This is a genomic window from uncultured Thermus sp., assembly GCF_938010445.1.
Lineage (GTDB): Bacteria > Deinococcota > Deinococci > Deinococcales > Thermaceae > Thermus > Thermus altitudinis.
Genome location: NZ_CALLUR010000057.1, coordinates 1 through 11,868, shown reverse-complemented (window position 1 = coordinate 11,868; position 11,868 = coordinate 1). Strand labels below are relative to the sequence as shown.

The 11,868-nt window shown below is 66.8% G+C and carries 12 protein-coding genes; 5 read left to right on the top strand and 7 right to left on the bottom strand.

The window, feature by feature from the left end; translation table 11 throughout:
• The coding region (locus Q0693_RS03190) for an alanine racemase (RefSeq protein ID WP_298629154.1) at positions 1 to 464 on the bottom strand (464 nt) is incomplete at its 3' end.
• A gap of 1 nt (position 465) precedes the next feature.
• The gene (locus Q0693_RS03185; protein ID WP_298629152.1) at positions 466 to 2,583 is read right to left on the bottom strand and encodes a primosomal protein N'; all 2,118 of its coding nucleotides are present in this window, start codon (positions 2,581 to 2,583) and stop codon (positions 466 to 468) included.
• Positions 2,584 to 2,604: 21 nt separating this feature from the next.
• On the opposite strand from Q0693_RS03185, the gene Q0693_RS03180 reads away from it, so the two are divergent.
• The 5 genes from Q0693_RS03180 (at position 2,605) to Q0693_RS03160 (ending at position 8,360) form a co-directional block, all read left to right on the top strand.
• Positions 2,605 to 3,654, top strand: coding sequence for an MFS transporter (locus Q0693_RS03180; RefSeq protein WP_298629150.1), 1,050 nt, complete (start codon positions 2,605 to 2,607; stop codon positions 3,652 to 3,654).
• A gap of 19 nt (positions 3,655 to 3,673) precedes the next feature.
• A complete protein-coding gene (locus Q0693_RS03175; protein WP_298629148.1) occupies positions 3,674 to 4,333 on the top strand; it encodes a DUF5639 domain-containing protein in 660 nt (219 codons plus the stop codon).
• A gap of 124 nt (positions 4,334 to 4,457) precedes the next feature.
• The gene (gene pheS / locus Q0693_RS03170) at positions 4,458 to 5,519 is read left to right on the top strand and encodes a phenylalanine--tRNA ligase subunit alpha (protein ID WP_298629146.1); all 1,062 of its coding nucleotides are present in this window, start codon (positions 4,458 to 4,460) and stop codon (positions 5,517 to 5,519) included.
• Positions 5,516 to 7,888, top strand: a complete 2,373-nt coding sequence (pheT, locus tag Q0693_RS03165) for a phenylalanine--tRNA ligase subunit beta (RefSeq protein ID WP_298629145.1) — start codon at positions 5,516 to 5,518, stop codon at positions 7,886 to 7,888. Before pheS ends, pheT begins: the two co-directional genes overlap by 4 nt.
• Before the next feature lie 16 nt (positions 7,889 to 7,904).
• Entirely contained in the window at positions 7,905 to 8,360 is a 456-nt protein-coding gene (locus Q0693_RS03160; protein ID WP_298629143.1) for a hypothetical protein, read from the top strand.
• Positions 8,361 to 8,366: 6 nt separating this feature from the next.
• Here the strand turns inward: Q0693_RS03160 and pfkA are convergent, their stop codons facing one another.
• From pfkA to Q0693_RS03135, 5 genes are all read right to left on the bottom strand, one after another.
• Positions 8,367 to 9,335: a 6-phosphofructokinase gene (gene pfkA / locus Q0693_RS03155; protein WP_243031929.1), complete on the bottom strand. Its 969-nt coding sequence runs from the start codon at positions 9,333 to 9,335 to the stop codon at positions 8,367 to 8,369.
• Positions 9,332 to 10,144: a 16S rRNA (cytidine(1402)-2'-O)-methyltransferase gene (gene rsmI, locus Q0693_RS03150; protein WP_243031928.1), complete on the bottom strand. Its 813-nt coding sequence runs from the start codon at positions 10,142 to 10,144 to the stop codon at positions 9,332 to 9,334. The genes pfkA and rsmI overlap by 4 nt, the downstream gene beginning before the upstream one ends.
• A gap of 1 nt (position 10,145) precedes the next feature.
• Positions 10,146 to 10,643 (bottom strand): TFIIB-type zinc ribbon-containing protein, encoded by a 498-nt coding sequence (locus Q0693_RS03145; protein WP_243031927.1) that lies wholly within the window; start codon positions 10,641 to 10,643, stop codon positions 10,146 to 10,148.
• A gap of 87 nt (positions 10,644 to 10,730) precedes the next feature.
• On the bottom strand, positions 10,731 to 11,261 hold the full coding sequence (locus Q0693_RS03140) for an inorganic diphosphatase (protein ID WP_243031926.1): 531 nt from the start codon (positions 11,259 to 11,261) through the stop codon (positions 10,731 to 10,733).
• A 10-nt stretch (positions 11,262 to 11,271) separates the two neighbouring features.
• Positions 11,272 to 11,865, bottom strand: coding sequence for a glycerophosphodiester phosphodiesterase (locus Q0693_RS03135; protein ID WP_298629156.1), 594 nt, complete (start codon positions 11,863 to 11,865; stop codon positions 11,272 to 11,274).
• Positions 11,866 to 11,868 lie beyond the last annotated feature (3 nt).

Sequence of the window (11,868 nt, the reverse complement as noted above, 5' to 3'; positions counted from 1 at the left end):
TCCACCGCCCGTAGGGCCTCCCTGGCCTCCTCCCAGGGAAAGCCCACCCGGTTCATCCCCGTGTCCACCTTGAGGTGGGCCCTGGGGGTTAGGCCCAAGGCCGAAGCCCTCTGCGAAAGGGCCCTGGCCGCCTCGAGGGTGGAAAGGGTGGGCACCAGGCCCAGGCGCAAGGCCGCTTCCGCCTCCAGGGGGTGGAGGCTTCCCAGGAGCAAGACCTCGCCTTCCACCCCCCCTTGCCTCAAGGCCCTTCCCTCCCCCAGCGTGGCCACCGCCACCCGCTTCGCTCCCCTCTGGAAGAGGAAGCGGGCCAGGGGCAAGGCCCCATGCCCGTAGGCCTCCGCCTTGAGGACGGGGATCACCTCTCCCCTGGCCTGGGCTCTAAGGAAAAGCCAGTTGGCCTCCAGGGCCTTCAGGTCCACCTCTATCCAGGCCCGGGCCTCGGGGTGGGCTGTGGCGAGACCCATGCTAGTCCTCCAGAAGCCCCACAAAGCGGTGGGGATCCGGGTCCAGCTTAAAACGGCGGCGGTCCAAGCGGGAAAGAAGTTCCCCAAGCCGCTCCGTGCTTCCCTTTAGGAGAAGGTGGAAGATGTACATCCCCTTGACCCGGGGCACCGGGGCCGGGGCCGGGCCCAGCACCTCCCCCTCCCGGGCCACGCCCTTTAGGGCAGAGAGGAGGGCGTAGGCCTCCTCGAGGGCCCGCTCCTCCTTGCGGTGGGCCACCTCCAGCTTCACCATGCGCACCTTGGGAGGGTAGTCCAAGGCCTCCCGCAGGGCCTTTTCCCTCCAGGGGAAAACCTCCACGCTCCCCTCTAAAAGCGCCTGGTGGGCAGGGTGGTCGGGCGTGTAGGTCTGGAGGACCAGAAGGGGCCTCCGCCCCGGCCTAAGCTCGGTGAGGGCCCAAAGCAGGCGATGGTACCGCTCGGCGGCGCGGAAATCCGCATCGTAAAGGAAACCGTCGGCATAGGGCAGGAGAACCAAGGCCAGCTCCGGGAGAACCGGGCCCCGGAGGAGGGCGGTGGTGCCCACCACCACCCCGGGTTCCCCCCCAAGGAGAGGGCCCAGGTCATCCTTTGCCTCCTTGGAGTAGCGGTACACGGGTAGGGAAAGGCGGCCACTTAGCTCCTCCCGCAACCACTCCAGCCCTGGCCCCTTGGGCTCGAGGAGGGGGGAGCCACACCCTGGGCAAAGGGCCGGGGGAGGCTCCCGGTGGCCACACTGGTGGCAGACCAGCTCCCCCCTTCCCCCCTTGTGGTAGCGCAAGGGAAGGGCGCAGTTGGGGCAGGTGGGCTTGAAACCGCAATCGGCGCAAAGGAGGAGGGCGCTATACCCCAGGCGGGGGGAAAGGACCAAGGCCTGCCGCCCCTTCTCCTGCACCTGCTCTAGAAGGGCCCAGGCCCTGCCCGCAAGGGGATACCCCTTCTCCCGCCTTAGGTCCACCAGGAGAACCCGGGGCTTGGGCACGGGAAAGGCCAGGCCCGGCTTTTCCAAGACCTCCACCGCAGGCACCAGGGAAAGGTAGGTGAGGGGGACCCCGAGAAGCCGGGCCCGGAGCTCCGCCAGAGGAGGCACAAAGGCCCGGGTTCCCGAGGGAAGCTTGTAGCTTTCGCTCCCCTCCTCCACCACCACCAGGGAATCCGGGGTGAAGGGGAGGAGTAGCCCGCCATAGGTGGCGAAAATCAAGCCCTCAGCCCGCCGGAAAAGGGCCTCCCGCGCTTCCCGAGCCAGGCCCCCGTGGTAGGGCTTGGCCTGGGGGAAGTGAAGAAGGAAGCGTTCCAGAAGGCTCACCTCGGGAAAGAGCACCAGGTGGTTTCCCTTGGCCACCAGGCCCGCCAGAAAGCGCATCCTCTCCCCCAGCCTTCCCCCGTTCAGCCTCTCGGGCCTTTCCGGAAGGAAAAGGGGTTCCAGGGGCTTGCCCGGATGGGAAACCTCCCGGGGAGGTCCGTAGCCGATGTACCCTTCGGCGAGAAGCCTCTTCACCCGGCCTACCCCCACCCCGGCGGCCCGGGCCAAGGCCGCCAGGCTTTCCGCCTGGCCCAAGGAGCGGAGCACCTGCAAGACCCCATCCAACACCGGCTCGGGATGGTGTTCCTTCAAGGGGAGAAGGACCCGTCTCCCCTCCTTAAAGGCCACCTCCTCCTCTAAAACCCCAGCCTCCCGCAGGTAATCCAACAGCCTGGGGTCAAACCCCTTGGCCTCCTGCCAGGTGGTGAGGCCCTCCAAGCCCTGGGGCAAAAGGCCAGGGTCCGCCCCAGGGTAAAGGCGGACCCGGTGCCTAAGCTCAGGGAAAGGGGGCAGGAAGTCGGCCAGCACCTGGCCCAAGGGGGCAAAGAGGTAGCGGGCCGCTTCCTCCAGGAAAAGGATCTCCTCCGGGCGCAAATAGGGCCTCGAGTCCAGATAGGCGATGGCGTGCCGCAAGGCATGGCTCGGCCTGCCTCCCTCCCCCACCACCACCCCCACCCGCACCTCCCCCCGCCAGGGCACCGCCACCCGCTTGCCCAAGGCCTCCTCTTCCCCCCGGTCCAAGGGGGGTAGGTAGGTCATGGGGGGAAGGGGCAGGGGCAAGGCCACCTGAAGAAGGCGCATGCTGCCCATAGGATAAGGGGGATGCGGTGGGCGGTGGTGCTCTCCGGGGTAGCCCTCTATAGCGCCCTCTATGCGGTGGTGCCCCTGCTTCCCCTTTTGGAAAGGCTCTTCGCGGCTCCTCCCGGAGCCGCGGGGCCAGGCATGGGCCTGCCCCTGCTGCTTTTGGTCCTCCTCTCCCCCCTGGTGCCCCGGCTGGGCCTGCCCGCCGGAACCCTGTTGGGGGGAGGGCTGCTTTTGGTGGGGTTGGGAGGCGCCTTGGGGGCCCTAAGCCCAAGCCTTTTCCTCTGGACCCTAGGCCGCCTCCTCCAGGGGGTGGGGGCCGCCTTGGTGCCCGCCTTGGCCATCGCCCTCATCCCCCTCCTTTTCCCGCAAAGGGCCTGGGAGATGGCCGGGGTGTACATGGCGGGAAACGTTCTGGGCGGGGGTATGGGCCGGGTGCTGGCGGGGCTCCTGGCCGAGGCCGTGGGAGTGAGGGGAAGCCTCTTGCTCCTCTCCTTGCCTGCGCTTTTTCTCGGCCTCCTTCTGCTCCGCACCCCAGGAGGGCTTCCCACCTTGGGACGGCCACAATACGACCTCAAGGCCTTTCCCCTTTACCTGGTGGGGGCCATCCTCCTTTTCCTGAACCTCTTCCTGGCCAACCTCCTGCCCTATCGTCTCCTTGAGCTGGGATTCCGTCCGGGGGAGGTGGGCCTCGTGTACCTGGCCTATCTCCTCGGCATCCCGGGAAGCGCCCTTTCGGGCCTTCTGGCCAACCGGTTCGGGGGGGTGGCCACCTTCCGCCTGGCCTTTTTCGGAGTGCTTCTGGGCCTTGGCCTTATGTTCCTTCCCCCTCCTTCCCTAATCCTGGGATTTGCCCTGTTGATGGCCGCCCTCTTCACCGCCCAAAGCCTGGTTTCCGGAACGGCGGGAAGAAGGGGGGCCGGGGTAAGCGGCACCTATGTGGCCGCCTTTTACCTGGGGGGCACCCTGGCAGGCCTTCTCTATCCCTTTTTTCTCCACAGCTTCCCCCTGGCGGTGGCGGTGGCCGTGGGATTAGCCCTTTGGGCCCTTTGCCTGGCTCCCGTGCGCTGAGGTCCCGTAGCATAACCCCATGGAGCTTCACGCCGCCGACCAGTACCTGGTGGCCCCTGCGGAGGCCGGGCTTCTTGCGGTCTATGGAAGGCTTGCCGGGAGCGGGCTTTACCCTCCCTTTCCCCCGGTGGAGCTCCCCGGGGGGGTGGGGGGGCTTGTGGAACGGGGAGGGTTTGGCCAGACCTTTTTCTTTCCGGGGGAGGTATTGGGCCTTACCTTCAAAACCCCCAAGGGCCGGGTGGTGCGGGCCGGGGGGGTGGTGGTGAAGAACGTGCAGGGCTACGACCTGGTGCGGCCTTTTGTGGGAAGCTTTGGGCTTTTGGGCGAGGCCCTCGAGGTGGTCTTCCGCCTGCGGCCGGGGCGGGCCTCGGTCTTTTTGAAAAGGCCCTTCACCGGGGAGTTTCCCCAGCTGGCCCCCACCCCGCGCTTCCTCTTTGCCCTCCTGGAGGGGAGTAGTTGGTGGCTTTACGTCTTTCACTTCGGCCACGAAAAGGAGGTGGCCCGCCTCCAAGAGGCCTTTGCCGGGGAGGAGGCCAAGCCCTTGGACCTGCGTCCCCTCTTCCCCCAAGGGATGGGGGTGGGAGAGGGCCCCCTGAAGGACCTCCGCTTTTCCTGGGCGGATGGGGGCGGGGCCCCGGAGCCTCCCGAGGTCTTCCGGAAGCTGGCCCAGGCGCTTTAGGTTCCCCCATGGCCCAAGCGGGGGGAAAGGGACTCCTCGGCCTGTCCGGGGGCGCAGGAGGGTGCCGCCATCCCCTTGCCCCACCCTCCCCACGCCGGGGACAGGGCACGGTATTCTCTAAGGGATGCGGGAGCTCGAGCAAGAAGCCCTAGCCGCCATCCGGGAAGCCCAAGACCTCGAGGCCCTCAAGGCCCTAAAGGCCCGCTACCTGGGCAAAAAAGGCCTCCTCACCCAGGAGATGAAGGCCCTCTCCCGCCTTCCCCTGGAGGAAAGGAAAGCAAAGGGCCAGATCCTGAACGCCCTTAAGGAGGCCATTGCCAGGGCCCTGGAGGAGCGGGAAAGGGCTTTGGTGGAGGAGGAGCTGAAGAGGACCCTGGAAAAGGAGCGTCTGGACGTGTCCTTGCCTGGGGTGGAAACCTTTGTGGGGGGCCTCCACCCCATCACCCTCATGGAACGGGAGCTGGTGGAGATCTTCCGCTCCTTGGGTTACCAGGCGGTGGAAGGCCCCGAGGTGGAAAGCGAGTTCTTCAACTTTGACGCCCTGAACATCCCCGAACACCACCCGGCGCGGGACATGTGGGACACCTTCTGGCTGGAAGGGGAAGAGCACGGCCTTCCCGGACCCTTGGGGGAGGAGGTGCGGGGAAGGCTCCTCTTGCGCACCCACACCTCGCCCATGCAGGTGCGCTACATGGTGGCCCACACCCCCCCTTTCCGCATCGTGGTGCCGGGGCGGGTCTTCCGCTTTGAGCAGACGGACGCCACCCATGAGGCGGTCTTCCACCAGCTGGAGGGATTGGTGGTGGGGGAAGGGATCACCATGGCCCACCTGAAGGGGGCCATCTACGAGCTGGCCCAGGCCCTTTACGGCCCTGAGTCCCGGGTGCGCTTCCAGCCCATCTACTTCCCCTTCGTGGAACCCGGGGCCCAGTTCGCCATCTGGTGGCCTGAGGGAGGGAAGTGGCTGGAGCTGGGGGGGGCGGGGATGGTCCACCCCAAGGTTTTCCAAGCGGTGGACGAGTACCGAAAGTCCCTGGGCCTGCCCCCCGCCTACCAGGGGGTCACGGGCTTCGCCTTTGGGCTGGGAATAGAGCGCCTGGCCATGCTTCGCTACGGCATCCCCGACATTCGCTACTTCTTCGGGGGAAGGCTTAAGTTCTTGGAGCAGTTCCGGGGGATTTTATGAAGGTGCCCTTTACCTGGCTTAAAAGCTACCTACCCGAGCTGGAAAGCCCTGAGGTGCTGGAGGAGCGCCTGGCAGGCTTGGGCTTGGAAACCGACCGCATGGAGAAGGTCTTCCAGATCCCGGGTGGCGTGGTCTATGCCCGGGTCCTCGAGGTCACCCCCTTGGGGTTGACCGAAACCCATCCCATCCCCGGAACCCGCCTGAAACGCCTGGTCTTGGATGCGGGGAGGGTGGTGGAGGTGGTCTCGGGGGCGGAAAACGCCCGTGCGGGGATCGGGGTGGCCCTGGCCCTTCCCGGCACCGAGGTGCGGGGGCTCCGCATCGGGGAAAGAACCATCCAGGGGGTGGTCTCCCACGGCATGGCCCTTTCCCCCAAGGAGCTGGGGGTGGGGGAGTACGGGGGTGGGCTTTTGGAGTTCCCGCCCGATGCCCTCCCCCCTGGCACCCCCTTGGCCGAGGCCTGGCCGGAAGAGGTGGTGCTGGATATTGAGGTCACCCCCAACCGCCCGGATGCCCTGGGCATCCTGGGCCTAGCCTTTGACCTTCATGCCTTGGGCTATGGCCTGGTCCTGCCCGAGGTGCGGCTGGAAACGGAAAACGTGCCCCTCCCCTTTGGCCTCCGGGTGGAGGACCCCAAGGGGGCTCCCCACTTCACCCTTTCCTATGCCTTCGGCCTCCGGGTGGGGCCAAGCCCCATCTGGCTCCAGCGGATCCTTTTTGCCTGCGGCATGCGGCCCATCAGCAACGTGGTGGACGTCACCAACTACGTGATGCTGGAACGGGCCCAGCCCATGCACGCCTTTGACCTTCGGTATATCGGGGAGGGGATCCTGGTGCGCAGGGCCCGGCCCGGGGAAAGGCTCACCACCCTGGACGGGATGGAGCGGGAACTCCACCCCGAGGACCTGGTGATCGCCGGCTACCAAGGGGAAAGGAGTTTCCCCCTGGGCCTTGCCGGGGTCATGGGGGGGGCGGAAAGCGAGGTGCGGGAGGACACGGAGGCCATCGCCCTCGAGGTGGCCCAGTTTGACCCCGTTTCCATCCGCAAGACCGCCCGGCGGCAGGCCCTGCGCACCGAGGCCAGCTACCGCTTTGAGCGCGGGGTGGACCCCATGGGCCAGGTGCCCGCGGCGAGGAGGGCCCTAAGCCTCCTCCAGGCCCTGGCGGGGGCCCGGGTGGCGGAGAGGATCCTGGAGGAGGGAACTCCCAGAGAACCCGAGCCCATCCCCTTCCGCCCCCAGTACGCCAACCGGCTCCTCGGCACCCAGTACCCGGAGGAGGTGCAGCTTTCCATCCTAAGGCGCCTGGGCTGCCGGGTGGAAGGGGAAGGCCCTTACCGGGTCACACCCCCTAGCCGCCGCCTGGACCTAAAGCTAGAAGAGGACCTGGTGGAGGAGATCGCCCGCATCCAGGGCTACGAGAGCATCCCCCTGGACCTTCCCGCCTTCTTCCCCGCCCCCGATAACCGGGGGGTGGAAAGGCCCTACCAAAGGGAACGCCGCCTGCGGGAACTCCTTTCGGGCCTGGGCTTCCAGGAGGTCTACACCTATAGCTTCATGGACCCCGAGGAGGCCCCCCTGTTCCGCCTGCCCCCACCCCCCTGGCGCCTCAAAAACCCCCTGAGCCCGGAGAAGGCCGCCCTGAGGACCCACCTCTTCCCCGGCCTCCTCCGGCTCCTCCAGGAAAACCTGGCCCTGGATCGCCCGCCAAAGGCCCTTCTCTTTGAGGTGGGCAAGGTTTTTGGGAAGGAGGGAGCGTGGGTGAGGGAGGAAACCCACCTGGCAGGCCTCCTCTTCGGAAATGGCCTTGGTCTTCCCCATGGGGATAGGCTTTCAGGGTACCCCCTCCTCAAGGGGCTTCTGGAGGCCTTGTTGGACCGGCTGGGCCTGGACCTGCGGGTGGAGGCCCATCCCTACCCCTTCCTCCATCCCGGGGTTTCGGGGAAGGTGCGGGTGGCCGGGGAGGAAAAAGGGTTCCTGGGCCAGGTACATCCGGAGATCCTCGCGGCCTTGGAGCTTCCCCCGGTCTTCCTCTTTGAGCTGGTCCTTCCCCTCCCCGAGAAGCCCTTCCGCTTCCAGGACCCCTCCCGCTACCCCCTGGCCCTCAGGGACCTGGCGGTGGTGGTCCCCGAGGCCACGCCCTACGGGGAGGTGGAGGCCCTTCTTCGCCAGGCGGCAGGACCCTACCTGGAAAGCCTTCAACTGTTTGACCTTTACCAGGGCCCACCCCTCAGGGAGGGGGAGAAGAGCCTGGCCTTCCACCTGCGCTTCCGCCACCCCGAGCGCACCCTGAAGGACGAGGAGGTGGAGGAGACCATGGTCCGTCTCCTGGCCGCCTTAAGGACCCGGGGGTGGGACATCCGGGGCTAGGGGGTAAACTGAGGCCATGCTCACCTGGGTGGACCTCCTGGCCCTCCTCAGCCTGGCCGTGGGCCTGGCCTGGGGTTACCGGAGTGGCCTCCAGGGGGCCTTTGCCGGGCTTGGGGTGGGGCTCTACCTCCTCCTGGCCCAGGTGGGGCTTGTCGGCCCCTGGTGGGGTCTGGGCCTAGGGCTTCTCCTGGGGCTTCTGGCCAAAAGCCTTCCCCTCCCCTCGCTTTCCCAGGGCCTCGAGGCCCTTCTGGGCTCCTTGGGAGGGTTCCTGTTGGGCCTATTCCTGGCCCTGGCCATCTGGACCGGCTACCCCTGGGAAAAGACCGCCGCCGGAACCCTTCGCTACCCCTCCTTAAGCCTTCCCACCCCGGTATACGACGGGATAAGCCAAAGCCCCTTCGCCCGGGAGGCCTTCCGCCTGGCCTGGACCTCCCCCTGGCTGCGGCGGGCCCTAGGCCTAGGTGAGCCGTAAGGCTAGCTACAGGGCCAGAACCCGCGATAGGGCCAAGAGGGCACGGTTGATGTCCTTTTTGCGCTCCACCGCCTCCTTGAGGGGGGTGAGCTCCACCTCCCCCTCCACCTCCCCCACCATGACCCCGCTGGTTCCCCCGGCCAGGGCCTCCACCGCCGCCGCCCCCAAACGGCTGGCCAGGATGCGGTCCTTAGCGGTGGGGCTCCCTCCCCGCTGGATATGGCCCAGGACCGTGACCCGGGCCTCCACCGGCACGTGCTCCCGTATGGCGGCAAGAAGCCCCGCTGCCCCCCCGGGATAGGCCCCTTCCGCCACCACCACAATGGAGCTGGACTTGCCCCGGCGCAGGGACTCCAGAAGCCCCTCGGCGATGGCCCTGGGGTCCACGGGCTCCTCGGGTACGGCGATCACCTCGGCCCCCCCGGCCAGGCCCACGTCCAAGGCGATGAAGCCGGCATGCCGCCCCATCACCTCAATGAAGAAGACCCGCTCGTGGCTGGCGGCGGTGTCCCGGATGCGGTCTATGGCCTCGAGGGCCGTGTTCACCGCAGTGTCAAAGCCAATGGTGTAATCGGTGCCGTAGAGGTCGTTGTCAATGGTGCCCGGAACCCCCACCACGGGAACCCTGTGCTCCTCCAGAAGGCGCATGGCCCCGCGAAAGGTCCCATCCCCCCCGATGGCCACCAGGCCCACGATCCCCGCCGTCTTAAGCTTCTCCGCCGCCTTGGCCCTCCCCTCCTCGGTGAGAAACTCCTGGCTTCTTGCGGTGAGGAGGATGGTCCCCCCACGCTGGAGGATGTTGGCCACATCCCGCACCCCCAAGGGCACCATCTCCCCCAGGATCATGCCCGCATACCCGCGGCGGATGCCGATCACCTCAATACCCAAGGCATAGGCCTGTCGCACCACGGCCCTTATGGCCGCATTCATCCCCGGGGCATCGCCCCCGGAAGTAAACACCCCGATGCGTTTCATTCCTCCTCCTCCCCAGACTCCTTCGCCTCTTCCAGGGCCAGGCGATAGGCCTCGTTCCTGGGAACCCCCCTCGCCAGGAGGGCCCGGAAAAGCCCCTTGCCCGCAAGGCCTTGGGCTTTCAGCTCCTCCAAGACCCGCTGGGCCCCCACAGGCTGCGTGGCCTTAGGCCCCAGCACCAGAACGAACTCGCCCCGGGGGTTCCGAAAATGCCGCCGAGCCTCCCCCAAGGTCCCGCGGAAGACCTCCTCGTGCACCTTACTGATCTCCCGGGCCACGGCCACGGGATGCTCCGGACCATAGACCTCGGCCAGGTCCTCCAGGGTCTTGTGCAGGCGATGGGGGCTTTCGTAAAGCACCGCGGTCCTCCCTTCCCGGGCTAAGGCCTGGAGGCGTTCCTTGCGTTCCCTGCCACCTTTTGGCAGAAAGCCTTCAAAGGTGAAGCGATGGGTGGGTAGACCCGAGGCCACCAAGGCGGGGATGAGGGCCGTGGGGCCCGGAAGGGCTTCCACCCGCCAGCCCCATTCTAGCGCCAAGCGCACCAGCTCGGCCCCGGGATCGGAGATGCCTGGGGTACCGGCGTCGGTGGCGTAGGCCACGTAGGCGTAGGGGGAAAGGAGTTCCTTGGCCTTTCCCAGCGTGTGCTGGTCCAAGCGCAGGGTAGGGGTAGCGAGGCCATAGTGGCGGAGGAGAATCCCGGTGCGCCGGGTGTCCTCGCAGGCCACCACCTCCACCTCCTTCAGGACCCTTAGGGCCCTTAGGGTGATGTCCTCGAGGTTCCCGATGGGGGTGGGGACCAGGACCAGGCGCACCTTAAAGGAGAACGGGCTTCAAAAGCTCCCGAACCTCCCGGAAGGTGAACTCGTACACCGAGCCCGAGGGCAGGGTGAACTCCAGAAGGTCCGGGCTTCCCGGGAAAAGGATGCGGCGCAGGGCCATGGGGCCCTGGTCGGTTTCCACATGGGCCGTCACGTAGTCGGGCTCCAGGTTGGGCTCGTCCTCCGCTTCCTTGGGGGGCTCCTCCCCGATGCCCTCCTCCAGCCGGCGAAGGGCCTCCAGAAGCTCGGCCTTCAATACGCGCACCTCCTCCTCCAGGGTGCCGTCGGAAAAGACCAGAACCGCCTCCTCCCCTTCCCCGTAGGCGGAAAGCCCCCACAAGGCCTCCCTTTCCCCCTCGGGGGGGGCCTCCACCAGCTCCAAGGTGCCGTCGGAAAGCAGGCGCAAGACCGCCCCGCAGGCCTCGCAGTCCACGAGGTCCCCCGCCTTGTACCCCTCCAGCTCTAGGGTTTCCCCACACGCCGGGCAGACCATAGCCATCCTCCTAGCCCCATTGTAAGCCGCCTAAAAAGGGCCGGGCCGAAGGGCCCGGCCCCACCTCGTATTCTGAGGGGAGAGCTCTTAGTGGGCTTGATAGCGGGCGATGCAGGCCCGGACCTCCTCCAAAGCCGCCTGCCGATCCCGCCAACCCGTTACCTTGACCCATTTGCCCTTCTTGGCCTCGAGGGCCTTGTAGGTTTCAAAGAAGTGCTGGATCTCCTGCCTAACCCCCTCAGGCACATCGGCGATGTCCTGGATGTGGTCCAGGCGCTGGTCCTCGGCCACCACCCCGATGACCTTGGCGTCCCCCCCCTTCTCGTCCTCCATGAGGAGAAGGCCCACCACCCGCACCTCCACCACCACACCGGGAAGGAGGGGATAGGTGGAAAGCACCAAGCCATCCAGGGGATCCCCGTCCTCCGCCAAGGTGGAAGGGATAAAGCCATAGTCCCCGGGGTAGAACTGGGCTCCAGGCAGGACCCGGTCCAGCTTGACCACCCCCAGCTCGGGGTCGTACTCGTACTTGTTTCCCGAACCGCGGGGAACCTCAATGACCATGTGCACCACCTCAGGGGCTCCTTTGCCCACCGGAAGGCTCTTCAGGTTCGCCATAGCCCCCCCATTATACGAGGACCTCCGGAAAATCGGTGACCAGGGCATCCACCCCCCAGGCGGCAAGCTCTTGGGCTTGCTGGCGGCGGTTCACCGTCCAAGCCAGCACCCGGTAACGGGCCTTTAGCTCCCTGACCCTGTCCTGGGTGAGCAAGGAGGCCTCGGGGTGTACCCATTCCACCCCGAGGCAGGGGGCCAAGGCCTCTGCCTCCTCGTGCCCATAAAGAAGGCCCAAGGGGCCAACCCCAAGCCGTTTAAGCCGCACCAGGGCCAAGGGATCAAAGGAGCTCACCCAGATTCTATCCGAGGGATGGCGGGCCAGAAGCCGGGCCAAGGCCTCCTCCCGGCCGTCGGTTTCCGGAGGGAGGCTCTTCAGCTCCACGTTGATCCAGACCCCGGGGAAGGCCCGGAGCACCTCCTCGAGGGTGGGCACATAAGCCGGAAGCTCCCTAAGGCTAAGCCCGTTTAAAGGGGTTCCCCCCAGGGTGAAGTCGTGGTGCACCACCAAGACCCCATCCCGGGTCAGGTGCACGTCCAGCTCAAACCCATCCAGTCCGGCCTCGAGGGCCTTGCGGAAGGACTCCAGGGTGTTTTCCCGGGCCAGATG

What these genes read in the sequence shown, in the direction of transcription:
- pheT (WP_298629145.1), top strand. Translation starts at nt 5,516, where the DNA reads ATGAAGGTGCCCTTTACCTGGCTTAAAAGCTACCTACCCGAGCTGGAA.
- pheS (WP_298629146.1), top strand. Translation starts at nt 4,458, where the DNA reads ATGCGGGAGCTCGAGCAAGAAGCCCTAGCCGCCATCCGGGAAGCCCAA.
- Q0693_RS03175 (WP_298629148.1), top strand. Translation starts at nt 3,674, where the DNA reads ATGGAGCTTCACGCCGCCGACCAGTACCTGGTGGCCCCTGCGGAGGCC.
- Q0693_RS03185 (WP_298629152.1), bottom strand. Translation starts at nt 2,583, where the DNA reads ATGCGCCTTCTTCAGGTGGCCTTGCCCCTGCCCCTTCCCCCCATGACC.
- pfkA (WP_243031929.1), bottom strand. Translation starts at nt 9,335, where the DNA reads ATGAAACGCATCGGGGTGTTTACTTCCGGGGGCGATGCCCCGGGGATG.
- Q0693_RS03145 (WP_243031927.1), bottom strand. Translation starts at nt 10,643, where the DNA reads ATGGTCTGCCCGGCGTGTGGGGAAACCCTAGAGCTGGAGGGGTACAAG.
- Q0693_RS03140 (WP_243031926.1), bottom strand. Translation starts at nt 11,261, where the DNA reads ATGGCGAACCTGAAGAGCCTTCCGGTGGGCAAAGGAGCCCCTGAGGTG.
- Q0693_RS03180 (WP_298629150.1), top strand. Translation starts at nt 2,605, where the DNA reads ATGCGGTGGGCGGTGGTGCTCTCCGGGGTAGCCCTCTATAGCGCCCTC.
- Q0693_RS03160 (WP_298629143.1), top strand. Translation starts at nt 7,905, where the DNA reads ATGCTCACCTGGGTGGACCTCCTGGCCCTCCTCAGCCTGGCCGTGGGC.